Below are 24,285 nucleotides of genomic sequence, written 5' to 3'. Positions count from 1 at the left end.
TCCCTCCCTGCTGTAAGTTTATTCGGCGGGGTTCTGACGAAGCGCTTCGCTTGCGCGAGGCGCGGGTGCGTTCTTGGCCTCGAACAGCCGACCCTCGGCCAGCAAGACCGAAACGAGAGCGGCGATCGACAAGATCGTGAAGCCGATCAGGATCGGGACCACGGTGCCATCGTAGACATAGCCGATTATCGCGCCGAACAGGCCGCCGCCGAACGTCTGCACGAAGCCAAGAACCGACGAGGCCGTTCCCGCCACATGGCCGAGCGGATCCATGGCCAGCGCGTTGAAGTTCGTGCCGATGAAGCCGAACAGACAGAAATTCACGGTCAGAACCGGAACGAAGAACCAGAACGGGGCAGCGCCCCCCATGGAATAGGCAACGACGAGATGAATGACCGCCAGGAGCAGGAAGCCGATCAGGGCTCCGTGGGAGAGGCGGCGCATTCCAAGCTTTTCGACCAATCGCGCGTTGAGAAAAGATGCGAGGGCCATGAACACCGCCGTCGCGGCGAAGACGAGAGTGAAGGTCGGGCCGAGGCCATAGACCTCCGTGTAAAGCTGTTCGGCCTGGTTGAGAAAACCGAACAACACGCCGAAGATCAACGCCGTCGCAACCGTGTAGCCGAAGGCGACCCGGTTGGTCAGGACGATCCGAAACGCCTCGAGGATGCGCCTGCCGGTCAGTTCCCGTCGGTTCTCGGGGTGCAGCGTCTCGGGTAGGCGGATGGCCGTCCAGATCGCGACGAAGACGCCGAAGACACCGATCGCCAGGAAGATCTCGCGCCAGTCTCCGAACAGCATGATCAACTGGCCGATGTTCGGGGCGATCACCGGCACGGCCATGAACACCATCATCACCAGCGACATGACGCTGGCCATACGCCGGCCGTTGAAACAATCGCGGACCACCGAGACCGCGATCACGCGCGTCGCCGCCGCGCCGACGCCCTGGATCGCCCGTAGCGCAAGAACCGTCTCGAAGTCCGGCGCGAAAATGGCCGCCACCGAAGCAACGACATAGACCCCAAGGCCGAAAAACAGGATGGGGCGTCGCCCAAACCGGTCGGAGAGCGTGCCATAGACGATCTGGGCGCCGCCGAAACCGAGGATGTAGGCGGTAATCACCAGCTGGCGTTGGTTCGCGTCAGCGACCCCAAGCGCCGACCCCATCTCCTGCAATGCCGGGATAAAAATGTCGATCGCCGCCGCGTTCAATGCCATCAGGCAGGCAATCATCGTCACCAGCTCCCAATAGGGGAGCCCGCGCGTTTGATCGTTCATGGACGCGTTGGACATTGCCGGCCTCTCGAAGGAGCACGCGGAGATCTATCCCCGATTCGCGAAATTACAAGCCATACTTATCATTTGCGATCGGCTGCGGATGGAAACGGTCCGTCAACATAGAAGCCCGCGCGCCGGAACGCACGGGCCATCAGAGGTCCGCAAAAGAGACGAGCCGAAGGTCGGCCTAGCCGTTGGCGGCGGCCGGTGCGGTCGTTGCCACGCCGTTCTCTCCGAAGAAGGTCTGAAGCTCGCCGGTCTGGAACATCTCGCGGACGATGTCGCAGCCGCCGACGAACTCGCCCTTGACGTAGAGCTGGGGAATCGTCGGCCAATCGCCGTAATCCTTGATGCCCTGACGCAGATCGTCGGACGAAAGGACGTTCACGCCCTTATACTCGACGCCCAGATAGTCGAGCATCTGGACGATCTGACCGGAAAACCCGCATTGCGGGAAAGCGGGTGTGCCCTTCATGAAGACGACGACGTCGTTCGTCTTCACCTCGTTGGCGATCCATTCGTTAATGGCGGTCATGGCATTTCCTAACTTATGAATGTGGGGAGGAGAGCGGCTTTTCGATGCTGACCATCCGGCTGTCAAATAGGCGCAGATAGGCGAGCGTGCGGCTCGACAAATTGTCCGCAACTGTATCGTCGATCTCGCTCATCTCGCCAACATACTACTTCGGCGCGCTGGTTTGTAGGGCGAGGGCGTGGAGTTCCCCGCCCATGTTGCCCTGCAAGGCCTTATAGACCATTTGATGCTGCTGCACCCGGGACTTGCCGCGAAAGCTCTCCGAGACGATCTCCGCGGCGTAGTGGTCGCCGTCGCCGGCCAGATCACGGATCGTCACCTCAGCATCGGGGATATCGCTCTTGATCATCCTCTCGATGTCGCTGGCGTTCATGGGCATGACGGGTCTCCTTGGTCCGGCGTCCGGAATCGCGAACCTTGTGGGATGATAGGGATCGCACCGGGCGCAATCAATCGGGGCGGGTGCCGTCTCTCGCTCAGGCGGCGGCGGCCGGTTCGATGATCTCGCCCGACATGTAGGACGGGAACCAGGATTCGTGCGCGATCGTCAACGCCGCTACGGACAGATCGAGCCGACCGTCGATGACCAACCGGGAGCCGCCAGCCACGCCGAGCCGGCGCAGAGGCACGCTGGCTTCCGCAGCCTCGGCCTCGATCGCTTCGGCGACGTCCGCTGCGACCGCCACGACATAGCGGGCCTGATCCTCGCCGAAGAGCAGCGCATGGCCGGCTCCGCTGCCGGCGTCGATCCTGACGCCGCGATCGGAGGCCATGCACATTTCCGCGACCGCGACCGCGAGACCGCCATCCGACAGATCGTGGCAGGTCGCGACGTGGCCGGAGCGGATCAGGCCGCGAACGAAGTCGCCGTTGCGCTTTTCCTCGGCAAGGTCCACCGGTGGCGGCGCGCCGGCTTCGCGCCCCTCGATCTCACGCAGATAAATCGTCGCGCCGAGATGGGAGCCGTCCCGGCCGACGAGGAACAGGATGTCGTCCTCCTTCAGGCCGCCGACGCGGGCGGTCCTGGCGCGGTCATCGATCAGCCCGACGCCACCGATGGTCGGGGTCGGCAGGATCGCCTCGCCGTTGGTCTCGTTGTAGAGCGAGACATTGCCGGAGACGATCGGGAAGGCGAGGGCCTCGCAGGCCGCGCCGATGCCCTCGACGGCCTTGACGAACTGACCCATCAGTTCCGGCTTTTCCGGATTGCCGAAATTGAGGTTGTCGGTTGCCGCCAACGGCTCGGCGCCGACGGCGGTGAGGTTGCGCCAGCACTCGGCGACGGCCTGGGCGCCGCCCTGGAACGGGTCGGCCTCGCAATAGCGGGGCGTGACGTCGGAGGAAAAGGCGAGCGCCTTGGTCGGGTGGCCGTCGACGCGCACGACGCCGGCGTCGCCGCCGGGGCGCTGAAGCGAATTGCCCTGGATGAGCGTGTCGTATTGCTCGAACACCCAGCGGCGCGAGCACAGATCCGGCGAGCCGAGCAGCGACAACAGGGCGGTGCCATAATTGGCCGGCTCGGCGATCTCCGTGGCATGGAGCGCCTGCGCGGGCTTCGGCTCGATCCATGGGCGATCGTATTCCGGCGCCTCGTCACCAAGTTGCTTGATCGGCAAATTGCCGACCTCGCGCCCCTCGAACAGGATGCGGAAGCGCAGATCGTCGGTGGTGCGGCCAACGATCGCGAAATCGAGCCCCCATTTGACGAAAATCGCCTCGGCCACCTCGCGCTTGTCGGGGTCGAGCACCATCAGCATGCGTTCCTGGCTCTCCGACAGCATCATCTCGTAAGGCGTCATCGCGGCCTCACGCACCGGCACCTTATCGAGATCGAGCTCGATGCCGAGCCCGCCCTTGGCCCCCATCTCGACGGCCGAGCAGGTCAGTCCCGCCGCGCCCATGTCCTGGATGGCGATGACGGCGCCGGTCTGCATGAGTTCCAGACAGGCCTCGAGCAAGCATTTCTCGGTGAAGGGATCGCCGACCTGCACGGTCGGCCGCTTCTCCTCGATGTTCTCGTCGAATTCGGCCGAGGCCATGGTCGCGCCGCCGACGCCGTCGCGGCCGGTCTTGGCGCCGAGATAGACGACCGGAAGGCCAACGCCCTTGGCTTCCGACAGGAAGATCGAATCAGTCCGGGCAAGGCCCGCCGCAAAGGCGTTGACCAGGCAATTGCCGTTGTAGCGGGGATGGAAATTGACCTCGCCGCCGACCGTCGGCACGCCGAAGGAATTGCCGTAACCGCCGACGCCGGCGACTACTCCGGCGACCAGATGACGGGTCTTGGAATGGTCCGGCGCGCCGAAGCGCAGCGCGTTCATCGCCGCGATCGGCCGCGCACCCATGGTGAAGACATCGCGCAGAATGCCGCCGACGCCGGTCGCCGCCCCTTGATAGGGCTCGATGAAGGAGGGGTGGTTGTGGCTCTCCATCTTGAAGACCACCGCCATGCCGTCGCCGATATCGACGACGCCGGCATTCTCGCCCGGCCCCTGGATGACGCGCGGCCCCTTGGTCGGTAGCGTCCGCAGCCAGCGCTTGGAGGATTTGTAGGAACAATGCTCGTTCCACATGGCCGAGAAAATGCCGAGTTCGGTCATCGTCGGCTCGCGGCCGATCAACGACAGCACGCGCTCGTATTCATCCGGTTTCAGTCCGTGGGCCGCGATCAGCTCCGGGGTGATGTCGGTCTCGGCGGTCATGGCGTGTCCTGGGCGTTGGTCTGCGCTCTAACATTTCGGTTGAGCCTCGGAATGATCCAAGAACCGGATTCCGCTTCCTGGTTCGATGCTCTGGCCTGTCGGCCTGTTACCATCTGCGGCAGTGTCGAAAAAGCCCGAGCGGGTCGGATGGAGGCAGCGAGCCGGGTCTGCTCATTTCAGCCGGCGCGGGCAGAGACATAGGTCATCGATGTGGCGCGACAGACACCCGTATCGGCCGCCCGCCGCAGCACGACCGTATCGTCGTCCACTTGCGAGATCGGCTCGCCGTAAAGGCGCCGGGCAATTACCACCAGCGCCACGTCGTAACCGCCCTTGGCCGCGGGCGAGCGCACGCAAATCCCGTATCCGCCGACTTCGCCCGTCGGCACGAGCGAAGTCGCGCGCTCGACGGCGCGGCGTCGATAAATTGCGGCAGCGGTGCCGTTCACATAGGCGATCTCGGCCGGGGTCAGCTTGCCGCCCGAAACGGGCGCGGCCGACGGGGCGGCTCGGTGGGCTATCCTGTCCGGTTCTGCATCAGCGGGGGTCGGGAACGCTGCCGCGATCGTCACGGGAGGTGACGCCTGACCGGACGCGGTTCCGTTGGTCGCGGCGCAGGCGGAGAGGCTGCCGGCCACAAGAAGCAGGACGCCAAGGGCGCCGGATCGGCGAAGCGCGCTCATATCAGGCCGAACACGTCTTGGCGCCGGCGCGCCAACGGGCGAGGTCGGTGTCGATGCGGCTTGCGAGAGCCTCATTCATCAGCGGCCCGTAGACCGAGACATTCGCCGAGTCGGACTGGGCTTCCACGACCAACAAAGGTCGTGCTTCGAGCTGACCGCGCGGCACCAGCAGGAAGCGCGGCCGGCCGGAGAAGGAGGAGAGTTCCGGCGCGAGGCTGTAGCGGGCAAAGGCCGGATCGCCCGACTTGAACCAACAGCGATTGGCCGCTAGCGCCAGCCGCTCCATGCGGTCGAGGCCGGAATCGGCCGTCGCGCCTGGTTGGTCCTGGTCCGTGGGGCCTGTGGCACAGGCGCCGAGGGCGAGCGTGAATATCGACGCCGCGAAGACGGCCATTCGTCCGAAGAGCGCTTCTCTCACGCGGCGGCGCTCGCGGTCATGCCGAGCGCGCCCTCGAAGATCGCGCGGCCGTCGGTGCCGCCGTGCTCCGGCTCGACGAGATTTTCCGGGTGCGGCATCATGCCGAGGACGTTGCCGGCGTCGTTGACGATGCCCGCGATGTCGCGGATCGCGCCGTTGGGATTGGTCCCCTCGGCATAGCGGAACACGATCCGGTTCTCGCCTTCGAGACGCGCCAGCGTGTCCGCGTCGGCGAAGTAATTTCCGTCATGATGGGCGACCGGGCAGCGGATCACCTGGCCCTGGCGATAATTGGCGGTAAAGCGCGTCGCGGCGTTGACGACTTCCAGCTTCACGTCCCGGCAGACGAAGCGCAGCGAATTGTTGCGCATCAAGGCGCCGGGCAAGAGCCCTGCTTCGCACAGGATCTGGAACCCATTGCAGACGCCGAGGACCGGAACGCCTTTGGCCGCCGCGTCGGCGACGGCGCGCATCACCGGAGCGCGCGCGGCGATCGCGCCGCAGCGCAGATAATCGCCGAATGAGAACCCGCCCGGGACGACGATCAGGTCGACGTCGGGGAGCGTCGTCTCGGTCTGCCAGACCGTGAGCGGCGCCTTGCCGGTGATCGCGGTCAGCGCCGCGATCATGTCACGGTCGCGATTGAGGCCGGGGAGGAGGATGACGGCTGTGTTCATGGATTATGATCAAACGGTCGCTGGGGTTCGGCCATCTCGCACAACTCCACACGCCGCTCGATCCGTTCGAGACGGTCGTCGTGACGGACGAGCACGCCATACATATTGTGAATGTCCGTCTGCATGGACAGAAAGTGACCGCGTATCGAAATCAATTCCTGCTTCACTTCCGCAAGCCCGTGGTCGAGCTTGTCGAACCGCTCGTGAAAGCGTTTCATCAGATCGTATACTAGCTCGTTCGTGACCTCTGCCATCACCCCGCTCCGGAGCCACCTTTACGCGATCTCGACAGTGTAATTCTCGATGACCGTGTTGGCGAGGAGCTTGTCGCACATCCGGGAAAGCTCAGACCGCGCCGTCGCCTCGTCCTTGGCGTCGACTTCGATATCGAAGACCTTGCCCTGCCGGACGGCGCCGACGCCGGCAAAGCCGAGATGGCCGAGAGCGCCCTCGATGGCCTTGCCCTGCGGGTCGAGGACACCGGTCTTGAGAGTGACGACGATGCGAGCCTTGATCACGATATGCGCCTGTCCCTGGAATAAACGAGCTTGAGTGCCGGTGCCGGCTGCTTGGAGGCTCTGCGCCGCCTTACTTGACCAACACCGGCCCGGAGGGGCGGGGCGGCTCGTTTTCATTCATGATCCCGAGCCGGCGGGCGACCTCCTGATAGGCCTCGACGAGACCGCCCATGTCTTGGCGGAAGCGATCCTTGTCGAGCTTGTCGTGGGTCTGGACATCCCACAGCCGGCAGGAATCGGGAGAGATCTCGTCGGCGACGATGATCCGCATCATGTCGCCCTCGAACAGCCGGCCGGTCTCGATCTTGAAATCGACGAGCTGGATGCCGACGCCGAGGAACAGTCCGGACAGGAAATCATTGACCCGAATCGCCAGGGCCATGATGTCGTCGATCTCCTGCGGGCTCGCCCAGCCGAATGCGGTGATGTGCTCTTCGGAAACGATCGGATCGTCGAGCGCGTCGGCCTTGTAATAGAACTCGATGATCGAGCGGGGCAGGACGGTGCCCTCCTCGATGCCGAGGCGCTTGGCGAGCGAGCCGGCGGCGATGTTGCGCACCACCACTTCGAGCGGGATGATCTCAACCTCCTTGATCAGCTGCTCGCGCATATTGAGGCGGCGGATGAAGTGGGTCGGAATCCCCATCTTGTTCAGATGCGAAAAAATGTATTCCGAGATGCGGTTGTTGAGAACGCCCTTGCCGTCGACGACCTCGTGCTTTTTCTTGTTGAACGCGGTGGCGTCGTCCTTGAAGAACTGCACCAGGGTGCCAGGCTCCGGGCCCTCATAGAGGATCTTGCCCTTGCCTTCGTAGATACGGCGGCGACGTGTCATCATGGAACTCTATCGTGAAGGAAGCACCGGCCCTGGCCACGGTGCGAAGACGGCTGACGATGGTGCGGCTGAATAGACCATACGGCCCGCCTTAACAATCGTTTCGGCAATTGCTCTGCGGGAAGTCGTGCGGCAAGCGCCGCAAATCAAGGCCTGATAACGCCGCTTGAAACGAAATCGCGCTTCAAAAACGCGGCGCAAGACCGTATGTCAGACGAAAGGCCGGTGGATCGGACGGTCGATTCTTACCAAGGAGGAACATCATGTCCATGAACGACCGCGAGCGCGATTTCGAGTCCCGCTATGCCCATGACCAGGAATTGCGGTTCCGGATCGAGGCGCGCCGCAACAAGCTGGTCGGCCTCTGGGCGGCTGAGAAGCTCGGGAAGAGTGGTGAGGAAGCGAACGCCTACGCCCAGGAGGTCATCAAGGTCGACTTCCTGTTGCCCGGTGACGACGATGTGGTCCACAAGATTCGCGACGATTTTGTCGCGGCCGGCGTCGAACAGTCGGAGCATCAGATCCGCAAGCAATTGGCGCACTTTCTGGCGGAAGCCGAAACCCAGATCCGCAGCGCCTGATGGCCCTCCCTCGACTTCGTGATCGCCTGGGCGAGGGGGGCTTCGTCGTCTCCGCATGGCTCGGCCTGATCGATCCGGTGGTTCATGAAGCGTTTCTGCGCGCCGATTTCGACGCCGTGACCTTTGACGTCCAGCACGGCCTGCACGACACTGCCAGCCTGCGGGCCGGCATCGAACGCGCGGTGCTGCTCGGCAAGCCCGCGCTGGTACGCTTGCCGATCGAGGACCGGGCGCTCGCCGCGCGCCTTCTCGACTTCGGTGCCTCGGCCGTGATGATGCCGATGATCGAAACCGCCGACGAGGCCCGCGCCTTCGTGGCGGTGGCGAAATATCCGCCGTTCGGGCAACGGTCTTATGGCCCGACGCGTGCCGGCGAACTGCATGGCTACGCCGATCGCGCCGACTACGTCACGGACGCCCGTAACGAAACGCTGGCCTTCGCCATGATCGAGACCGGTGCGTCAGTCGCCAATCTCGAGGCGATCCTGGCGGTCGACGGCCTCGACGGTGTCTTCGTCGGCCCCTCCGATCTGTCGATCGCTCTGTCCGGCGATGGGACGCTCGATCCGCGCGGCGCGCAGGCCGAGGCGGCGATCAAACGAATTGCCGCGGCGACGTCGGCGGCCGGCAAGATCGCCACGATCTATGCCGCGACGCCGGAGGACGCCAAGCGGTACCGGGAGTATGGCTATCGTCTGGTTTGCGTCAGTTCCGACCAGGCCGTGATTGCAGCGGGGGCGCGGGCCCTTGCCGAGGCCGTTCGCGGCTGAACGCGGCTGGTCAGGCCGGCATGCGCAGTCCGGTCATGAACTTGCCGAAGGTGAGCAAGCCTTCGGGCCAGGGGCCATGGCCGCTCTCGGCGTTCATATGGCCGGCCTCGCCGGCATCGATGAACAGCGATCCCCAGGCGCCGGCGATGTCCTCGGCGGCCTCGAAGGACGAGAAAATGTCGTTGCGGCTGGCGACGACGACGCTGGGAAACGGCAGCGGATCGCGTGGGTAGGGTCCGAAGGTGCGCAGGTGTCTCGGGCGAATCGCATCGTTCTCCACCTCCGGAGGCGCGACGAAGAACGCGCCCGCCACTGGCCGTTCGAAGCGCGGGATCGCCTGCACGGCGGCCGCGACGCCGAGCGAATGGGCGACCAGGACGACCGGCCGGGCGGAGGTGTTCACGGCATCCGCCACCGCGGCCATCCAGTCGTCGCGGACGGGCTTCGTCCATTCGGCCTGCGGCACACGGCGCGCCGTTGACAGCCTGCGCTCCCAACGGGTCTGCCAGTGATCTTCAGGAGAGCCCTTGTAACCGGGCAGGATGAGGATATCGGCTTCGGCAATGCGCATCGGCGGGACATGCGAATGCGAGCCGCGCAAGTCAAGCCGTCAGGGCATCGGTTTTCCATCCTCGTACCCTGTCGCGGTTCAAGACAGCTGACAGGCGGGCCCTTGTCTCGCCGCTACGTGGCCGGCTCCTCGGCGGTCGGCGCCGGGGACAGTTCGTCCTCCGTCAAAATCGCTCGGTCCGGCGTTGCGGTGAAGAAGAAGAAATAAACCAGGAACGCCAGCGCGGCCACGGCGATCGCGATCCAGATCATGTGCCGGCGGCTGTTGGTTCCGGAGCGATCCGACGTGTGAGGCATAGCGATGTCCTCCGTTCCAGCGCCCGTCCGATCCGACCTTGTCGCGATCAGGCCGGGCGCATTGGTGCAACGACGATCGCAGGCGCGGGGTTCAACCGGCGCGGCCGAATACCCGCTCGAAGATCGTCCCGACGTGCTTGGTATGATAGCCGAGGTCGAATTTTTCGCGAATCTCGGCTTCCGGCAGTGCGGCCGTCACGTCCTTGTCGGCGAGGAGTTCCGTCAGGAAGTCCTTGTCCTCCTCCCACACCCGCATCGCGTTGCGCTGCACAAGCCGGTAGGCATCCTCGCGGGAGACACTGGCCTGGGTCAGTGCCAGCAGCACCCGCTGGGAATGGACGAGACCCTTGAACTTGTTGAGGTTGGCCAGCATCCGCTCGGGATAGACGAGCAGCTTGTCGACGACGCCGGTGAGGCGCACGAGCGCGAAGTCGAGCGTCACCGTGGCGTCCGGTCCGATCATCCGTTCGACCGAGGAGTGGGAGATGTNCGAGCGCGAAGTCGAGCGTCACCGTGGCGTCCGGTCCGATCATCCGTTCGACCGAGGAGTGGGAGATGTCGCGCTCATGCCAGAGCGCGACATTCTCCATCGCCGGCAGGGCGTAGGAACGGACCATGCGGGCAAGGCCCGTGAGGTTTTCCGTCAGCACCGGATTGCGCTTGTGGGGCATCGCCGACGAGCCCTTCTGGCCCGGCGAGAAATATTCCTCCGCTTCCAGCACCTCGGTGCGCTGCAGATGGCGGACTTCGGTCGCCAGACGTTCGACCGACGAAGCGATGACGCCGAGCGTGGCGAAGAACATCGCGTGTCGGTCGCGCGGAATCACCTGCGTCGACACCGGCTCGGCCGCAAGCCCCATCGCCTTGGCGACATGCTCCTCGACGCGCGGGTCGATGTTGGCGAAGGTGCCGACGGCGCCCGAGATGGCGCAAGTAGCGATCTCCGTGCGGGCGGCGACGAGGCGCTCGCGACAGCGCTGGAACTCGGCATAGGCGAGGGCGAGCTTGACGCCGAAGGTCGTCGGCTCGGCGTGGATACCATGGGAACGCCCGATGGTGATCGTGTCCCGGTGCTCGAAGGCGCGGCGTTCGAGCGCGGCGAGCAGGCCGTCGAGATCGGCGAGGAGCAGGTCGGAGGCCTTGGTCAGCTGCACGTTGAAGCAGGTGTCGAGGACGTCCGACGAGGTCATGCCTTGATGGACGAAGCGGGCGTCCGGGCCGACGATCTCGGCAAGATGCGTCAGGAAGGCGATGACGTCGTGCTTGGTCTCACGCTCGATCGCGTCGATGCGGTCTACATCGAACGTGGCACCATTGCCCTTTTCCCAGATCGTCTTCGCCGCGCTTTCGGGAATGACGCCGAGTTCGGCGAGGGCGTCGCAGGCATGGGCCTCGATCTCGAACCAGATCCGGTACTTCGTCTCCTGCGACCAGACGTCGACCATCTCGGGGCGGGAATAGCGGGGGATCATGGCGCGGATTCTTTCAGCTATACGATTGGGAGGAACGGCTGCCGTCTAACAGAGCCGACGCCGCGTCTCAACGTTTGCCGAAGTGATCGCTCATCAGTCCATCGACAGCGGGTTGGCGATGTAGCGCAGGTCCGGTCCCTCGAAGCCGACGGATTTGACCCCGATGATCGCCACCGCCGAAAATCCGCCGGTCGGTCGCTCGTAGACGCGAATTTCGGACAGGGCGTAGTCGAGCGGGCAGCCCCGGCTTTCTGGAATCGCAGTGTCCTCGTGGATCAGCACAGCCGCATCGCCCGGCTTGGTGGCGATGCGCACCAGCCGGTAGCCGTAAGACGTGCCGAACACTTCGCACGCCTTGCCGCCGCTGAGCGGGATCGGCTCCAGTCGAAGCTCGACCGGCTTGTCAGGCGTCGGCTCGATGGGTCGGGGCAGGAAGCGGGCTCGGTACGGATCTGCCGACAATTCGGTCGGCGGATTGGCGACGACCAGTGAGCCGGGATGCGCCTCGGGATCATAGGTCGTGAACAGCGCCTGGGCTGCCTCGCGAGCCTGCTCTCTGGCATCCGCGATCCCGGCGCCGTCCGCCTCGATCCGGATGCGGACCGGGGAGGGCGGCAGAAAGCGATCCTCGGCGAGATCGAGAAAGAATATCTCGGCATAGGGGAAGCCGGACCCATCCTGGATGCCTGATTGCTCGAATGCGAAGACCTTGCCGTCCTCGGAGAACCCGAGCGGTTCCAGCCTTGCCGCGTCGCCAGCCGAGGCAGGCGAAGCGAATCCCGGCAGCGCCACCAGCAGGACTGCCGCCGCGGCGGCGATCTTTGGAAGTCGCGGGGGCGTCATCGTCGGTCCTCACTTGCTGGCCGCGGGGAGTGCTACTTTTGCGCGACGATACGGGTGCACGAAAAATTGTCGCCGCTGGCCTCGGAGAACCACCCCATCGAATCGCCGGTAAAGCCGGAAAGAGTGATGAAATAGTCATCGGCGAACAACAGCGTGTAGGAACCGTCGCTCCCTTCCTGAACCTCTTCGACCAGCAGATCCTCCGATCCGGTGTTGTAGGTGGTCGGGGTAAAAGTGAAGATCGCCACCTCGCAGTCCCAGGTACCCAGGAACGGCAGGTCTTCGGCAGATGCGGTGGTCGACGCCAGCAAGGTCGCGATGGCTGCGGCCGCTATCGTGTTCGTGACGTTTTTCATGGGGCCGTTCTCTCGCTGCCGGCTCTGCCGGACGCCATCCGCGGGTCACGAAGGCTCGACCATGTTGCCTGTCGGTCGCCCTCGGCGGATATCGCGGTGTAAATAGCGCGCGCGACGGCGCGGGCCATGGTCGCCGTGGCCGCGGCGGCGAGTTCCACACGGCCGATCGGCTCCGGCAGAATTCCGCTGCCGCCGGTGGCCAGCGCGAAGACGAGATCGCCGTCGAAATCGGTGTGCGATGGCCAGATCGCCTTGGCGTAGCCGTCCTGTCCGGCGATCGCCAGCCGCTTGGCGGCGCCCTTGTCGAGCACTGCGTCGGTGGCGATGATTCCGATGGTCGTGTTGGCGCCCATCCGCGCGTCGAGCTTGGTTCGCGGGGCTGTCGCGCCCGGAGGAAACGGTTGCGGCAGGCCGAGGCCGCCGAACTCGTCGCCCAGTTCGAAGGGCGCCGCCCAGAAACTGCGGCCGGTCCCGATCGTTGCCGACCCGACGGCGTTGACCGCGACGAGCGCCGCGACCGTGATGCCGTTCGAGAGCACGGTCGACGCCGAGCCGAGGCCACCCTTCACCGTCGCCGTGGTGCAGCCGATGCCGACGCCGACTGTGCCGATCGGAAAATCGGCGCCTGCCGAGCGTGCCGCCTCGTAGCCGAACTCGCGGTAGGGCGGATAGCGGCCCCAGGCCTTGGCCCCGCCATTGGCTAGATCGAACAGGATCGTAGCCGGCACGATCGGCACGCGCACATCGCCGACGGCAAAGCCGCGGCCTTGCTCCGCGAGCCAGGCCTGCACGCCCGACGCGGCGTCGAGGCCGAAGGCGGACCCGCCCGACAGCACCAGCGAATCGACCTCCGCGACGGTGTTCTCCGGCGCCAGAAGATCGGTTTCGCGGGTCCCCGGTGCGCCGCCCAGAATAGCCACGGACGCGATTGATGGCGTGTCGAGAATGACGACCGTCGTGCCGCTTTTCAGCCGTTCGTCGCCGGCATGCCCGACCCTGACCCCGGCGACGTCGCTGAGGAGATTGCGAGTGCCAGGCCGCCAGGCGCTCATGTCCTCAGCCCCCGGTCTCGTCGACGAAGCCGTTACCGCGCCATTCGAAGACGCGGTAGAGATCGAGGTCGGAATCGCCCTTGGCGTCGAAACGGATCGGCCCGAGCACGGTCTGGAATGCCTCGTTGCCCAGGATTTCGGTGATCGGCCGGCCGGTTTCCCGGCTTTGGCCGACCGCTGCGACGGCGATCTGCGTTGCCGCGTATGCGGGGCCGAAATAGCCTTGCGGTCCGGCCATTGGTCCTTCGTCCGGGCCGCCGTCTTGAAGTTCTGGGACGTGGATTCGCGGCGCGACCGCAACGATGCCGTCCGGCAGCGGCACGTCGTCGCTCGTCTCGTCGAATAGTGCCTCGCCGCCGACAATGTCGAGGGCAAGTCCGATCTCGGCAGCGTCGCGGGCGATGATCGCGACGTCCGGCCGGTCACCGGCGATGAAGAATCGGCTGACCCCGGTGCGCTCCAGGCGTCTCACCAGGCCGAACTGCTTTTCCTCGGCGGGCCGGTAATTGTCGATCGTCTGTGGTTTCATGCCCTGGTCGGCGAGGAGCCGGCGGACCGCGTCGGACAATGCCCGCGCAGCGATCGAGCCGTCCTCCAGGAGGCCGAAGGGCTCGGCCTTCCAGCGCGTCGCCAGATAGCTTGCGGCCGCCGCAGCTTCCTTGTCGGAACGCGGCGCGACGCGCCAGACGAGAAAGCCGGTCCGCTCGCGCCGGTCGGTGAGGCGGTTGGCCCGCACGCCAACGTCTATGGTCGGAATCCCTGCCTCCGTAAGGATCGGAAGCGCCGCCTCGATGGCGTCGGCGCACAGGAAGCCGGTGGCGACGGAGACATTCATGGCGACGAAGCTTTCGGCCGCCTGTTTGCCGCCCTCGGCGGAACATTTGGTGTCGGCCTCCACGACCTCGACCGTCTGGCCGTCGGCGGGTTTTGCCGCCGCTGCGCGCGCGCCGTCGGCGAGTTGCCGACCGAGAATGCCGGCGCTGTCGGAAAGCGGTGCCGCTACGCCGAGCGTGATCGGCTCGCCCGTGTCTTGGGCCTGCGCCGGCAAAAGCGTGATCCCCATCAGGCCGAAGGCGGCAAAATACCGGGGCTGGGTGAGAAAGAAACGCGTCATGCCTGCGAGTCTAGTCGACCGTCCGGACGATGGCGAGACGGACCCGGCCGTATCCACGACGGTGTCGTGATGCCGGCTCGCGCCATAACGGGAATGCCCGGGAAAGCCTGTCTGGATGGGGGCCCGCGATGGATTGCGACGAGACCCCGTGCGAATCCGCCATCCCCGCCCTATGTTTGACGCGAACGGCTCGGGACCCGGGCGCAATGAATGGAATATGGTTTGCTGACGACATCGACGATCGACCGCGACAGCTTTCGCGACGCGATGAGCCGGTTTGCCTCGGCGGTTCACCTGGTGACGACGGACGGCCCGGCGGGCCGGCGTGGCGTGACGGTCTCGTCTGCCTGTTCGGTGTCCGACGAACCGGCGACGCTGCTTGTCTGTCTCAATACGTCGAGCCCGGCCAACGACCGGTTTGAGAACAACGGTAATTTCGCCGTCAATCTGCTGTCCGAAGACAGCGAGGCGATCGCTCGCGCCTTCGCCGGTGAAGGGCAGCTCGAGTCGGACGCGCGTTTCGCCAAGGGCGAATGGGAGGTACTGCAAACCGGCGCGCCTTTGCTGGTCGGTTCGCTGGCCGGGTTCGATTGCCGGATATTGGAAGCCAAAATCGTTGCCACGCACCGCGTGCTGATCGGCGAGGTGGTGGCGATCCGCACAGGATCGAAATCGCCGTCGCTGGTCTATCTCGACCGGACCTATCGCAGCCTCTAGCGTGGGCCATCGGAGCGTCTCAGGGAAAGGGTATCCGTGACATCGAAACTGCCGGCATCGATCGACGAGACCGAAGCGCTTCTCGACGGACAGAACTACGTGGCGGACAGGTCGCTCGCGACCGTCCTGTTTCTGTCGCTCAAGATGGGGCGACCGCTGTTTCTGGAAGGCGAGGCCGGCGTCGGCAAGACCGAGATCGCCAAAGTGCTGGCCGCGGCGTTGGGCCGGCCGCTGATTCGCCTGCAGTGCTATGAGGGGCTCGACGTCTCCTCGGCGCTCTACGAATGGAACTACGCCGCGCAGATGATCGAGATCCGGCTGCGCGAGGCCTCCGGCGATACGTCCAAGGACGCGATGCGCTCCGACATCTTTTCGGAGCGCTTCTTGATCCGCAGGCCGATCCTGCAGGCGCTAGAAGGCGAGCCGGGTCGCGCGCCGGTGCTGCTGATCGACGAGCTCGACCGTACCGACGAAGCCTTCGAGGCGTTTCTTCTGGAGATTCTCTCCGACAATCAGGTCACGATCCCGGAACTCGGTACCATTCGAGCCGCCGAGCCGCCGATCGTCATCATCACCACCAATCGCACCCGCGAGATCCACGACGCGCTGAAGCGGCGCTGCCTCTATCATTGGGTCGATTATCCGGCGTCCGACCGCGAACTTCAGATCGTGCGACGCAAGGCACCGCAAGCCAATGCCGAACTGGCGGCTGAACTCGTTGCCTTCGTGCAGAGGCTGCGTCAGATCGATCTCTTCAAGGCGCCGGGTGTCGCCGAGACCATCGACTGGGCCAACGCCCTGACCGAACTCAACGCCGTTGCGCTGGACCCCGCGCATGTCTCCGATACGCTGGGGGTGCTGTTGAAATACCAAGACGACATCCAACGCATGGAACGAGGCGAGGGCCGCGAGATTCTCGCCGAGGTGAAGCGCGACCTGGCAAGGCTCCCATGAGCGCCGTCGCCGATCCGCCGAAAGTGGCGGCAGATCCGGACGGCAAGCTCGCGGACAACATCGCCTATTTCGCCCGGGCGCTACGCAAGGCGGGACTGAAGGTCGGTCCCTCCGCGACGCTCGACGCGATTGCGGCGGTCAAGGCGGCGGGGTTGACCAGCCGCGACGATTTTTATTGGACGCTGCATGCGGTGCTGATCACCCGCCACGAGGACGATGCGGTGTTCGAGGAGGCGTTCCGGTTGTTCTGGCGCTCGCGCGAACTGATCGAAAAGATGATCGCCATGTTCTCGCCGAAGGCTCCGCCACGCCAATCGGAGCGGGAAAAGAAGCGGGCCGGCGAGGACCGCGCCGCCGAAGCGATGTTCGAGGGCGCCCGCGACCGGATCACCAAGCAGGAGCGGCCGGAGATCGAGATCGACGCCAGTCTCACGGTGTCCGGCAACGAGGTGCTGCGCCAGAAGGATTTCGCGCAGATGTCGGTACGCGAGATTGAGGAGGCCAAGCAGGCCATCGCCGCGCTGCGCCTGCCAGCGGACTGGATCGCGACACGCCGGTTTCGCCCCGATCCGCGCGGTGATCGAATCGACCCGAGAGCCATGATGCGGGCCTCGATGCGGACCGGCGGCGACCTCGTCTTGCCGAAATTTCGTTCTCGCCGCGAGATTCACCCGCCGCTGGTGGTGCTCGCCGACATCTCCGGCTCGATGAGCCAGTACACCCGAGTTTTTCTGCACTTCATCCATGCCCTGACCGAGAAACGGCGCCGGGTGCATACGTTTTTGTTCGGCACGCGGCTGACCAACGTCACCCGGCAGATGCGCCACAAAGATCCCGACGAGGCGCTCGCTGACTGTGCCGGCGCGGTGAAGGACTGGTCCGGCGGAACCCGCATCGGCGAGGCATTGGCGAGCTTCAACCTGACCTGGTCGCGCCGGGTGCTGACCCAGGGCGCGGTAGTGATCCTGATCACCGACGGGCTGGAGCGCGATTCGGTCGACGAGCTCTCGAAACAGATGGAGCGGCTGCATAAATCCTGCAGGCGGCTGATCTGGCTGAACCCGCTGTTGCGCTTCGACGGATTTTCCGCCCGCGCCAAGGGAGTCCGCGCCATGCTGCCGCATGTGGACGAGTTCCGCTCGGTGCATTCGCTGGAGGCGATGAGCGCGCTCTGCGAGGCGTTGTCGGGTGGCGGGGGCCGGGAGACCGATCCGCGCTGGTGGATGGACGCCGCCGATCGTGCGATGGCGGCGTAAGGGCAGGCTCTGCCGACGCTGGTGCCGGGTCGACTACGGCGATATCGTGTGCCGCGCCTTTGAGGAGGGTCAGATCATGTCCCAGACGATCCATGAGTTCGATGTATTGAAGACCGCCGAGGCGTGGGCCGGCGAGGGGCGGAGCCTCGCGCTCGCCACCGTCGTGGAAACCTGGGGCTCAGCGCCCCGGCCGACCGGCAGCCAGCTGATCATCGATGCCGACGGCAATTTCGAGGGCTCGGTCTCCGGCGGCTGCGTCGAGGGCGCTGTGGTCACCGAGGCAGTCGACGTGATCGAGGCGGGCGAGCCGCGCATGCTGGAATTCGGGGTCGCCGACGAAACCGCGTGGCGGGTGGGTCTGTCCTGCGGCGGGCGCATCCGCGTCTATGTCGAACGGGTGAACTGATGGACCGTGTGCTTCTGGCAGATCTGAACGTCGAGCGCGCCGCCCGCCGGGCCGCCGTCGTCGTCACCGCTCTGGCGAATGGCGCCCAGCGGCTCGTGCGCGAGGCGGAGGTTGTGGGCGATCCGCTCGCCGAGCCGATCGGGCGGGTGATCCGTTCCGGCAAGTCCGGGATCGTCCAGACCGATCACGGCGAGGTTTTCCTCAACGCCCATCTGCCGCCGCCCCGGCTCGTCGTCGTCGGCGCGGTCCATATCAGCCAGGCGCTGGCGCCGATGGCGAAGCTGGCCGGTTATGATGTCGAGATCGTCGACCCGCGCACGGCCTTTGCCACCACGGAGCGTTTTCCGGATGTTGCGCTTGTCGCCGAATGGCCCGAGGTGGTGCTGAAAGCCCGCCCGCTCGACGCCTATACCGCCGTCTGCGTCATCACTCACGATCCGAAGATCGACGATTATCCGCTGATCGCGGCGCTCCAGGCCGGGTGCTTTTACATTGGCGCGCTGGGCAGCCGGAAGACCCATGCGCGGCGGGTCGAGCGACTGACCGACGCCGGGATGTCCGTCCAGGCGATGGACCGTATCGAAGCGCCTATCGGCGCCGATATCGGCGCGTCGACGCCGGGCGAGATCGCCGTCGCAATCCTTGCTTCGGTCATCGAGGCGTTCCGCAAGCGCAAGATGTTCGCCGAGCGCCGGGGCGAGACCGAGGCGGCATGATCTTCGGGGAGATACCTGTCGCGGAGGCGGAAGGGGCGATTCTGGCACACTCCCAGAGGCTCGACCAGCGTCGGCTGAAGAAGGGGACACGGCTCTCGGTGGCGGACATTGCCGCGCTTCGCGACGCCGGTGTCGGCGTTGTCACCGCTGCGCGTCTCGAGCCGGGCGACCTCACCGAGGATCAGGCGGCGGCGGCGATCGGTGCCGCGCTTGGCGGGGCGGGAATTCGAGCGGGCGAGGCCGGAACCGGCCGTGTCAATCTCTTTGCGGAAACAGCGGGGCTGTTCCTGCCGGATCGCGCCATGGTCGACGCGCTCAACGCCATCGACCCCGGCGTGACCCTCGCGACGCTCGGCGAATACGCCCCCGTTGAGGCAGGGCGGATGGTGGCGACGGTGAAGATCATCCCGCTGGCCGTTTCCGGCGCGGCGGTCGAGGCGGCCGTGCGGCTCTGCGCGGGAGAGGCGGCATTTCGTCTCGCCCCCTTCGCGCCGAAGCGCGTGGTGCTGATCCAGACTGAGCTTCCTGGCGTCAAGCCGAGCGTGCTCGACAAGACGCGTGCCGTCACCGAGGTGCGGCTCGCGGCCTCCGGCTCGATGATCGTCGGCGAGATCCGCTGTGCCCATGAGGTGGGCGCCCTGACCGATGCCCTGCTGCGGCGCGAGACAGCGGATGTGACGCTGATCTTCGGCGCCTCGGCGGTGATCGACGGCGGCGACGTCATCCCGGCGGCGATCGCGGCGGCCGCCGGCCGGATCGACCATCTCGGCATGCCGGTGGACCCCGGCAATCTCTTGCTCCTCGGCACGTTGGACGGCCGGCCGGCGCTCGGCGCGCCCGGCTGCGCCCGCAGCCCCAAGGAAAACGGCTTCGACTGGGTGCTCGATCGCCTACTGGCCGATCTCCCGGTGACCGGCGACGACATTCGGAAGATGGGCGTCGGCGGGCTCTTGATGGAGATCGCCTCGCGGCCGCAGCCGCGTGAGGCGGACAGCGCCGTCGAGGAGCCAGTCGTCGATATCGTCATCCTCGCCGCTGGCCGGTCGAGCCGCATGGGCGGGCCGAACAAGCTGCTGTCGACCTTCGAAGGCGTCCCGCTGATCCGGCGTTCGGCTGAGACCGCGCTGGCTGCGAAGCGCGCGGGACATGTGCGGGTGGTCGTCGGGCATATGCGGGAAGAGATTGTCGCGGCCTTGGGTGACCTCGCCATCGACATCGTAGAGAACCCGGTCTTTGCTGACGGGCTCTCGACCTCGCTCAAGGCCGGGTTCGCGGCCTCGTCCGAAGCCGACGGCGTTCTTGTCATGCTGGCCGACCAGCCGTTCCTGACACCGGCGGATCTCGACCGGCTCATCGCGGCCTTCGTGCCGTCCGGCGCGGGGTCGATCGCGGCGGCCTTCGATCGCGGCCGGCGGCGCAATCCGGTCGTGGTCTCGACGGTCTATCGCCCTGAAATCATGGCGCTTTCGGGAGATGTCGGGGCGCAAGGCGTGATCGCCGACCATCCCGACGCTGTGGTCGAGGTCGAGATCGGCGCCGCCGCGAGCGTCGACGTCGATACCCAGGAAGCAGTGCACGCCGCCGGGGGCAGGGTAACGCAGGAACGTCACAATGCGTCCTGGCAAAGTGAATCATTAAAGCCGACTAAGTGATTGGTGAAGAATCGAAAATCGCCCGTGCCGTTAAGCGGCTGAGGACGAGTGGGAAAACGACATGGATCTGGGACTGACAGGGAAATACGCGATCGTCTGCGCATCGAGCCGGGGGCTTGGCCGGGGCTGCGCCACCGAGTTGGCGCGGGCCGGCTGTACGGTGGTGCTCAACGGCCGCGACGAAGAGGTGCTGAACGCGACGGCTGAAGCCATCTCACGGGAGACCGGCGCCGACGTCATTCCCGTTGTTGCCGACGTCTCGATCCCGGACGGCCAGGCCCGGCTCGTCGGCGCCGTGCCGCAGGTGGACATCCTGGTCAACAACAATGGCGGGCCGCCGCTGCGCGATTTTCGCGCGCTCGGGCGCGACGATCTCCTGGCCGGCGTCACCGGCAACATGATCGCGCCCATCGAGATGGTGCAGCGTGTCATCGACGGCATGACCGAGCGCCGCTTCGGACGGATCGTCAACATCACCTCCAGCTCAGTCAAGGGGCCGATCGCGGGCCTCGACCTGTCCAGCGGTGCGCGCGCCGGGCTGACCGGCTTTCTGGCCGGGGTCGCCCGCACCGTCGCCGGTCAGAACGTCACGATCAACTGTCTGCTGCCGGGCGCCTTCGACACCGATCGGCTGCGCTCCAATTTCGCGGCGGCGCAGAAGCGTGAAAACCGCAGTCTTGACGACATCCGCGCCGACCGAGCCGCCGGCATTCCGGCCGGGCGCTTCGGCGAGCCGGACGAGTTCGGCAAGGCCTGCGCATTCCTGTGCTCGGCGCATTCGGGCTACATCACCGGCCAGAGCCTGCTGATCGACGGCGGCGCGTTTCCCGGGGCGTTCTGAGGCCCATACGCTCCGGTTGGCGTCGGCGCGCCGCGGCCGAGGTGAACAATCCCGGGAAATGACAGGTCCTGTGGCGCGGAAAGCACTGTTCGCGCTTGAACTTCGGCGCCCGGTAACACATCATTAACTCTTAGGTCGCAGCATTTCTAATGCCGGCCGATGCCCGGCTGGCGCAGCGAAAAGGTGCGCCGATGACCATCAAGACCGCCGATCCGCAATTCGAACGGATGTTGCAGGGCTATGGCCTGACCACGGCGGAGGTCCTGTACCGGATGCCGGACCATCCCAGCTTCCTGCAGACTTTCGCCTGGCAATTCGAGGATCTGGCCCCCGAATATCCGCGACTGCGTCGCTTTCTCGACCATTGGGAGCGCGAGATCGAGGCGGCGATCCACTCGGTTCGAATCATGCATGCGGGCTTGATCAAGCCGCGTGAACTGCGGTTGGTGAAGGATGGCGGCTATCTGCACTGAAGCCGTAGAGGGAAGGGCGCTCGTTAGCCGGTTTCGGCGCCCCGCGCCGGGTCGAGTTTGAAGGTGACGCGGACCACGCCGTGGTCGCTGGTCCCTTGCTCGTGCTTCGGATCGTAGTGGAGGTGATCATTGACGATATCGAGCCCGTCGAACGCCCAAACCCGGTTGCGGCTGTTGTCATAGAGTTCGCGGCTGACCAGCAATTGGTCGAGCGACTCGTAATTGTTGTTGAAGATGTGGGTGTAATAAACGTCGCGGGTGGAGCGGTATTCCTGCAGCGTCTGCGCCGTATAGAGGTCGATGTCGCCGCCGCCGCGGCTTTCACCGACGAGAAAGCGCGGCTGGCCGGTCAGGATGTTCATCGTGTTCGACAGGGTGCCGTCGTTGATGTCGCCGAGCACGATGACCGGCTCGTCGGTTCCCTTCATCCGTTCGGTCAGCATGAAGCGGAGCGCCGTAGCTTCTGCGGTCCGGCGAATGGTGGACAGGGCGCCGCCGATCGCCTCGCTGTGCTTGGAATGCACGTCGCGTTGGTACCACGGCTCCCGAAAGATTCGCGTCGGTCCCTTCGACTTGAAGTGACAGACATAGACGTGGATCGGGGTCGCGCGGTCGGACGGCTGGATCCGGAAATGCAGGACCGGCCGCGAGAAGCTGGAAAGGCTGATGAATATCTTTTCCGTCTGCGGGTCGTCACCGCCGCTCGAAAGAACGAGACCTTCCGGAAACCGGCTGATCCACTCTGGCTCGCCGACGAGGATCTCCTTGCGAACGGCAGCCGCGCACACGATCATGCCGCCGGCATGGGCGTCGGGCACGAGAGCGGTGTAATCCGCGGAAAGTCCGGCGTCGGCGAGCGCGCGATCGAGCGATGCGGCGTGCCAAAGCTCCTGGAACGCCCAAACGTCTGAGGGCAGAATTTTGAACATCCGGGCCGTGAACGCGATTTTCTCGCCGTACTCGTCGGCTGTCCAGCCGTCGCGACCATACATGTCGAGGCCCGGCTCGTTCAGATTTCGCAAGTTGAACGTTGCGATCGTGAATCGCTCTCTGGCCATGACCGTTCTCCTATGCGCTCATTCTAACCTTACGTAAGATTCTTATCAAATGCGTGACGATCATATGGTTCGCGATGAACAATCGCGTCGCTCAGATCAATCGCAGGCCCTTGAGGCTGGCATGACCGGCCTTGCCGATGATGATGTGGTCATGCACGGAAATACCCAAGGGTTTCGCCGTCTCGACGATGGTGCGGGTCATGTCGATGTCGGCCCGTGACGGCGTGGGATCCCCGGACGGGTGGTTGTGGATCACACCATTCATTTCATTAAGTAGTTGAAAATACTAAAGATTATTGAGTATAAGATTCTGATGGGGTAGGTTTCTGGGGTCGGATGTTTTGCCGACCCCTGCGATTATCATCGTTGATCCCCCGCTCTAATTCCGAGTCGTTTTGCTGCAGGACACATCACGATATTTTTCTGATCCCATGCCTCGATCTCGTTGACGGGATAGAGAACTGACTTGCCCACCTTCAAATAGGCGGGACCTATTCTCATAGATCGCCAGTTTCGCAGTGTGCCGATGGTAATCGTCCCTCGGTAACGTTCCGCGACCTCTTCTGGGGTGAGATATTTCTGATCGGTCATGTTGCGCGGCCTCCGATAACGTTGTGACCCGCTAATGAAAGCCTTGGTCACGCCCGTGAGGGAAGGCGCTGTGCGTCGGAGTAGTGAGAAGGGACGGTCCCGGATATAGAACGGCGGGTTTGCTGTCTCTGGGCATTACTGACGAACAGATCTGCTGTAGCCAAGTTGTCCAACTGACGTAGCTTTCCGGCTCATAACCTGAAGGTCGTAGGTTCAAATCCTACCCCCGCAACCACTTCCGGCATAAATCACTTTCTATAGCGATATAAACCACGGCGGACCTGCCCGGCAGTAAGCCGGGCAGGTCCGCCGTGGTTTCCCTACCGATTTGCCGATGGTAGGCTTCGACCTTGCCGGGACCGCCCGCACCCAAGGTCCTGCAACGGCCGGCTTCGCGATCCGAACCGGCTTCACCGGCCTTGGCGCCAAGGCCCGTCATGCACTAAGATTTGCCTTGGACCACTTAGCGTAATCGCAGGTGGCACCTCCCGGGCCCGGATGCGCCCGCCCGACACGAGTTCACCGGTTTTTACCTTAACAATGTCACAGCCGCGCCGCTTGCTGTCGATCGCCAGATCGAACAGTGCTCGGTCGCGCAGTCTGCCTTCATGATCGAGCCAGAACCGATCGGCCCAAAACGTGTGGCGGCTTCAGCGCTCGCTTGGCACCAACCGTTCGGCCTGCGTTCCAGGCTCTTCGGGCATTGGCTGCCGGATCAAATTGCGAATGTCCCATTGTCGTTCTCCCACGGCCAGAATGGCCGTGAGGAAGTGTGCGTTCGAGGGACCAGCGGTGGCGACAAACGCTGAGAGCCTGATTCAAAAGTTCAGCAATAGATCCAATATCTTGCGATGCGCCTCGTGAGCATTCGGATGCTGGCGATGAGCGTCCAGGCCGTTGCGCTTTCGATTGATCGC

28 protein-coding genes and 4 pseudogenes are annotated in these 24,285 nt (G+C 64.8%); 10 read left to right on the top strand and 22 right to left on the bottom strand.

Annotated elements, in window-relative coordinates:
• Nucleotides 1-18: 18 nt before the first annotated feature.
• The 10 genes from VSX60_RS16360 to purC form a co-directional block, all read right to left on the bottom strand.
• Nucleotides 19-1,296, bottom strand: a complete 1,278-nt coding sequence (locus VSX60_RS16360) for a multidrug effflux MFS transporter (RefSeq protein ID WP_327625325.1) — start codon at nucleotides 1,294-1,296, stop codon at nucleotides 19-21.
• 172 nt (nucleotides 1,297-1,468) lie between these two features.
• A complete protein-coding gene (gene grxD, locus VSX60_RS16355) occupies nucleotides 1,469-1,816 on the bottom strand; it encodes a Grx4 family monothiol glutaredoxin (RefSeq protein ID WP_327625324.1) in 348 nt (115 codons plus the stop codon).
• 145 nt (nucleotides 1,817-1,961) lie between these two features.
• Complete coding sequence (locus VSX60_RS16350) at nucleotides 1,962-2,195, bottom strand: BolA family protein (protein ID WP_327625323.1); 234 nt, start codon at nucleotides 2,193-2,195, stop codon at nucleotides 1,962-1,964.
• A 97-nt stretch (nucleotides 2,196-2,292) separates the two neighbouring features.
• Nucleotides 2,293-4,518: a phosphoribosylformylglycinamidine synthase subunit PurL gene (gene purL, locus VSX60_RS16345; protein WP_327625322.1), complete on the bottom strand. Its 2,226-nt coding sequence runs from the start codon at nucleotides 4,516-4,518 to the stop codon at nucleotides 2,293-2,295.
• 176 nt (nucleotides 4,519-4,694) lie between these two features.
• On the bottom strand, nucleotides 4,695-5,090 hold the full coding sequence (locus VSX60_RS16340; protein ID WP_327625321.1) for a hypothetical protein: 396 nt from the start codon (nucleotides 5,088-5,090) through the stop codon (nucleotides 4,695-4,697).
• Between the two features lie 112 nt (nucleotides 5,091-5,202).
• Nucleotides 5,203-5,595 (bottom strand): hypothetical protein, encoded by a 393-nt coding sequence (locus VSX60_RS16335; RefSeq protein ID WP_442873115.1) that lies wholly within the window; start codon nucleotides 5,593-5,595, stop codon nucleotides 5,203-5,205.
• Nucleotides 5,596-5,615: 20 nt separating this feature from the next.
• The gene (gene purQ, locus VSX60_RS16330; RefSeq protein ID WP_327625319.1) at nucleotides 5,616-6,296 is read right to left on the bottom strand and encodes a phosphoribosylformylglycinamidine synthase subunit PurQ; all 681 of its coding nucleotides are present in this window, start codon (nucleotides 6,294-6,296) and stop codon (nucleotides 5,616-5,618) included.
• Nucleotides 6,293-6,550 (bottom strand): hypothetical protein, encoded by a 258-nt coding sequence (locus VSX60_RS16325; RefSeq protein WP_327625318.1) that lies wholly within the window; start codon nucleotides 6,548-6,550, stop codon nucleotides 6,293-6,295. The genes purQ and VSX60_RS16325 overlap by 4 nt, the downstream gene beginning before the upstream one ends.
• A gap of 21 nt (nucleotides 6,551-6,571) precedes the next feature.
• Nucleotides 6,572-6,814: a phosphoribosylformylglycinamidine synthase subunit PurS gene (gene purS, locus VSX60_RS16320; RefSeq protein WP_327625317.1), complete on the bottom strand. Its 243-nt coding sequence runs from the start codon at nucleotides 6,812-6,814 to the stop codon at nucleotides 6,572-6,574.
• 70 nt (nucleotides 6,815-6,884) lie between these two features.
• Nucleotides 6,885-7,649, bottom strand: coding sequence for a phosphoribosylaminoimidazolesuccinocarboxamide synthase (purC, locus tag VSX60_RS16315; protein ID WP_327625316.1), 765 nt, complete (start codon nucleotides 7,647-7,649; stop codon nucleotides 6,885-6,887).
• A 260-nt stretch (nucleotides 7,650-7,909) separates the two neighbouring features.
• On the opposite strand from purC, the gene VSX60_RS16310 reads away from it, so the two are divergent.
• Nucleotides 7,910-8,230, top strand: a complete 321-nt coding sequence (locus tag VSX60_RS16310) for a DUF1476 domain-containing protein (RefSeq protein WP_327625350.1) — start codon at nucleotides 7,910-7,912, stop codon at nucleotides 8,228-8,230.
• Nucleotides 8,230-9,000, top strand: a complete 771-nt coding sequence (locus VSX60_RS16305; RefSeq protein ID WP_327625315.1) for an HpcH/HpaI aldolase family protein — start codon at nucleotides 8,230-8,232, stop codon at nucleotides 8,998-9,000. The genes VSX60_RS16310 and VSX60_RS16305 overlap by 1 nt, the downstream gene beginning before the upstream one ends.
• 10 nt (nucleotides 9,001-9,010) lie before the next feature.
• Here the strand turns inward: VSX60_RS16305 and VSX60_RS16300 are convergent, their stop codons facing one another.
• The 7 genes and pseudogenes from VSX60_RS16300 to VSX60_RS16270 all read right to left on the bottom strand — a co-directional run bounded on the left by VSX60_RS16300 (nucleotide 9,011) and on the right by VSX60_RS16270 (nucleotide 14,704).
• Nucleotides 9,011-9,571, bottom strand: a complete 561-nt coding sequence (locus VSX60_RS16300) for an RBBP9/YdeN family alpha/beta hydrolase (RefSeq protein ID WP_327625314.1) — start codon at nucleotides 9,569-9,571, stop codon at nucleotides 9,011-9,013.
• 113 nt (nucleotides 9,572-9,684) lie between these two features.
• Nucleotides 9,685-9,867 carry a hypothetical protein gene (locus tag VSX60_RS16295; RefSeq protein ID WP_327625313.1) on the bottom strand — a complete coding sequence of 61 codons (183 nt, stop codon included), beginning with the start codon at nucleotides 9,865-9,867 and terminating at the stop codon, nucleotides 9,685-9,687.
• Between the two features lie 91 nt (nucleotides 9,868-9,958).
• Nucleotides 9,959-11,339, bottom strand: a pseudogene (gene purB / locus VSX60_RS16290) (adenylosuccinate lyase).
• A gap of 93 nt (nucleotides 11,340-11,432) precedes the next feature.
• Complete coding sequence (locus tag VSX60_RS16285) at nucleotides 11,433-12,182, bottom strand: DUF2259 domain-containing protein (RefSeq protein ID WP_327625312.1); 750 nt, start codon at nucleotides 12,180-12,182, stop codon at nucleotides 11,433-11,435.
• Nucleotides 12,183-12,214: 32 nt separating this feature from the next.
• Nucleotides 12,215-12,538, bottom strand: a complete 324-nt coding sequence (locus VSX60_RS16280) for a hypothetical protein (RefSeq protein WP_327625311.1) — start codon at nucleotides 12,536-12,538, stop codon at nucleotides 12,215-12,217.
• The gene (locus tag VSX60_RS16275) at nucleotides 12,535-13,590 is read right to left on the bottom strand and encodes a P1 family peptidase (RefSeq protein WP_327625310.1); all 1,056 of its coding nucleotides are present in this window, start codon (nucleotides 13,588-13,590) and stop codon (nucleotides 12,535-12,537) included. The genes VSX60_RS16280 and VSX60_RS16275 overlap by 4 nt, the downstream gene beginning before the upstream one ends.
• Before the next feature lie 4 nt (nucleotides 13,591-13,594).
• Entirely contained in the window at nucleotides 13,595-14,704 is a 1,110-nt protein-coding gene (locus VSX60_RS16270) for an ABC transporter substrate-binding protein (protein ID WP_327625309.1), read from the bottom strand.
• Between the two features lie 222 nt (nucleotides 14,705-14,926).
• Between VSX60_RS16270 and VSX60_RS16265 the strand changes: the two genes are divergently transcribed.
• The 8 genes from VSX60_RS16265 to VSX60_RS16230 all read left to right on the top strand — a co-directional run bounded on the left by VSX60_RS16265 (nucleotide 14,927) and on the right by VSX60_RS16230 (nucleotide 21,719).
• Nucleotides 14,927-15,421: a flavin reductase gene (locus VSX60_RS16265; protein ID WP_327625308.1), complete on the top strand. Its 495-nt coding sequence runs from the start codon at nucleotides 14,927-14,929 to the stop codon at nucleotides 15,419-15,421.
• A gap of 36 nt (nucleotides 15,422-15,457) precedes the next feature.
• Nucleotides 15,458-16,375, top strand: coding sequence for an AAA family ATPase (locus VSX60_RS16260; RefSeq protein WP_327625307.1), 918 nt, complete (start codon nucleotides 15,458-15,460; stop codon nucleotides 16,373-16,375).
• A complete protein-coding gene (locus VSX60_RS16255) occupies nucleotides 16,372-17,631 on the top strand; it encodes a vWA domain-containing protein (protein WP_327625305.1) in 1,260 nt (419 codons plus the stop codon). Before VSX60_RS16260 ends, VSX60_RS16255 begins: the two co-directional genes overlap by 4 nt.
• Before the next feature lie 76 nt (nucleotides 17,632-17,707).
• A complete protein-coding gene (locus tag VSX60_RS16250; protein WP_327625304.1) occupies nucleotides 17,708-18,037 on the top strand; it encodes an XdhC family protein in 330 nt (109 codons plus the stop codon).
• On the top strand, nucleotides 18,037-18,753 hold the full coding sequence (locus VSX60_RS16245; protein ID WP_327625303.1) for an XdhC family protein: 717 nt from the start codon (nucleotides 18,037-18,039) through the stop codon (nucleotides 18,751-18,753). The genes VSX60_RS16250 and VSX60_RS16245 overlap by 1 nt, the downstream gene beginning before the upstream one ends.
• Nucleotides 18,750-20,405, top strand: a complete 1,656-nt coding sequence (locus VSX60_RS16240; protein WP_327625302.1) for a molybdopterin-binding/glycosyltransferase family 2 protein — start codon at nucleotides 18,750-18,752, stop codon at nucleotides 20,403-20,405. The genes VSX60_RS16245 and VSX60_RS16240 overlap by 4 nt, the downstream gene beginning before the upstream one ends.
• Nucleotides 20,406-20,466: 61 nt before the next feature.
• Nucleotides 20,467-21,246: an SDR family oxidoreductase gene (locus VSX60_RS16235; protein ID WP_327625301.1), complete on the top strand. Its 780-nt coding sequence runs from the start codon at nucleotides 20,467-20,469 to the stop codon at nucleotides 21,244-21,246.
• Nucleotides 21,247-21,437: 191 nt separating this feature from the next.
• Entirely contained in the window at nucleotides 21,438-21,719 is a 282-nt protein-coding gene (locus VSX60_RS16230; RefSeq protein ID WP_327625300.1) for an usg protein, read from the top strand.
• 23 nt (nucleotides 21,720-21,742) lie between these two features.
• On the opposite strand, the gene VSX60_RS16225 is transcribed toward VSX60_RS16230, so the two are convergent.
• From VSX60_RS16225 to VSX60_RS16205, 5 genes and pseudogenes are all read right to left on the bottom strand, one after another.
• A complete protein-coding gene (locus VSX60_RS16225) occupies nucleotides 21,743-22,777 on the bottom strand; it encodes an endonuclease/exonuclease/phosphatase family protein (protein WP_327625299.1) in 1,035 nt (344 codons plus the stop codon).
• A gap of 91 nt (nucleotides 22,778-22,868) precedes the next feature.
• A pseudogene (locus VSX60_RS16220) lies at nucleotides 22,869-23,033 on the bottom strand (JAB domain-containing protein); the annotation flags it as partial.
• 104 nt (nucleotides 23,034-23,137) lie between these two features.
• Complete coding sequence (locus VSX60_RS16215) at nucleotides 23,138-23,368, bottom strand: helix-turn-helix transcriptional regulator (protein ID WP_327625298.1); 231 nt, start codon at nucleotides 23,366-23,368, stop codon at nucleotides 23,138-23,140.
• A 482-nt stretch (nucleotides 23,369-23,850) separates the two neighbouring features.
• Nucleotides 23,851-24,103 (bottom strand): annotated as a pseudogene (locus VSX60_RS16210) (integrase); the annotation flags it as partial.
• A gap of 91 nt (nucleotides 24,104-24,194) precedes the next feature.
• A pseudogene (locus tag VSX60_RS16205) lies at nucleotides 24,195-24,285 on the bottom strand (IS5/IS1182 family transposase); the annotation flags it as partial.

Origin of the sequence: Aurantimonas sp. A3-2-R12 (genome assembly GCF_036016755.1) — a bacterium.
Classification (GTDB): domain Bacteria; phylum Pseudomonadota; class Alphaproteobacteria; order Rhizobiales; family Rhizobiaceae; genus Aurantimonas; species Aurantimonas coralicida_A.
This window is presented reverse-complemented; position numbering and strand designations above follow the sequence as displayed.

Coding starts and splice junctions, on each gene's coding strand:
- VSX60_RS16230 (WP_327625300.1), top strand. CDS start 21,438: ATGACCATCAAGACCGCCGATCCGCAATTCGAACGGATGTTGCAGGGC.
- VSX60_RS16325 (WP_327625318.1), bottom strand. CDS start 6,550: ATGGCAGAGGTCACGAACGAGCTAGTATACGATCTGATGAAACGCTTT.
- purL (WP_327625322.1), bottom strand. CDS start 4,518: ATGACCGCCGAGACCGACATCACCCCGGAGCTGATCGCGGCCCACGGA.
- VSX60_RS16240 (WP_327625302.1), top strand. CDS start 18,750: ATGATCTTCGGGGAGATACCTGTCGCGGAGGCGGAAGGGGCGATTCTG.
- grxD (WP_327625324.1), bottom strand. CDS start 1,816: ATGACCGCCATTAACGAATGGATCGCCAACGAGGTGAAGACGAACGAC.
- VSX60_RS16335 (WP_442873115.1), bottom strand. CDS start 5,595: ATGGCCGTCTTCGCGGCGTCGATATTCACGCTCGCCCTCGGCGCCTGT.
- VSX60_RS16250 (WP_327625304.1), top strand. CDS start 17,708: ATGTCCCAGACGATCCATGAGTTCGATGTATTGAAGACCGCCGAGGCG.
- VSX60_RS16215 (WP_327625298.1), bottom strand. CDS start 23,368: ATGACCGATCAGAAATATCTCACCCCAGAAGAGGTCGCGGAACGTTAC.
- VSX60_RS16245 (WP_327625303.1), top strand. CDS start 18,037: ATGGACCGTGTGCTTCTGGCAGATCTGAACGTCGAGCGCGCCGCCCGC.
- VSX60_RS16305 (WP_327625315.1), top strand. CDS start 8,230: ATGGCCCTCCCTCGACTTCGTGATCGCCTGGGCGAGGGGGGCTTCGTC.
- purQ (WP_327625319.1), bottom strand. CDS start 6,296: ATGAACACAGCCGTCATCCTCCTCCCCGGCCTCAATCGCGACCGTGAC.
- VSX60_RS16275 (WP_327625310.1), bottom strand. CDS start 13,590: ATGAGCGCCTGGCGGCCTGGCACTCGCAATCTCCTCAGCGACGTCGCC.
- VSX60_RS16300 (WP_327625314.1), bottom strand. CDS start 9,571: ATGCGCATTGCCGAAGCCGATATCCTCATCCTGCCCGGTTACAAGGGC.
- VSX60_RS16350 (WP_327625323.1), bottom strand. CDS start 2,195: ATGCCCATGAACGCCAGCGACATCGAGAGGATGATCAAGAGCGATATC.
- VSX60_RS16295 (WP_327625313.1), bottom strand. CDS start 9,867: ATGCCTCACACGTCGGATCGCTCCGGAACCAACAGCCGCCGGCACATG.
- VSX60_RS16235 (WP_327625301.1), top strand. CDS start 20,467: ATGGATCTGGGACTGACAGGGAAATACGCGATCGTCTGCGCATCGAGC.
- VSX60_RS16270 (WP_327625309.1), bottom strand. CDS start 14,704: ATGACGCGTTTCTTTCTCACCCAGCCCCGGTATTTTGCCGCCTTCGGC.
- VSX60_RS16225 (WP_327625299.1), bottom strand. CDS start 22,777: ATGGCCAGAGAGCGATTCACGATCGCAACGTTCAACTTGCGAAATCTG.
- VSX60_RS16285 (WP_327625312.1), bottom strand. CDS start 12,182: ATGACGCCCCCGCGACTTCCAAAGATCGCCGCCGCGGCGGCAGTCCTG.
- VSX60_RS16255 (WP_327625305.1), top strand. CDS start 16,372: ATGAGCGCCGTCGCCGATCCGCCGAAAGTGGCGGCAGATCCGGACGGC.
- VSX60_RS16280 (WP_327625311.1), bottom strand. CDS start 12,538: ATGAAAAACGTCACGAACACGATAGCGGCCGCAGCCATCGCGACCTTG.
- purC (WP_327625316.1), bottom strand. CDS start 7,649: ATGACACGTCGCCGCCGTATCTACGAAGGCAAGGGCAAGATCCTCTAT.
- VSX60_RS16360 (WP_327625325.1), bottom strand. CDS start 1,296: ATGTCCAACGCGTCCATGAACGATCAAACGCGCGGGCTCCCCTATTGG.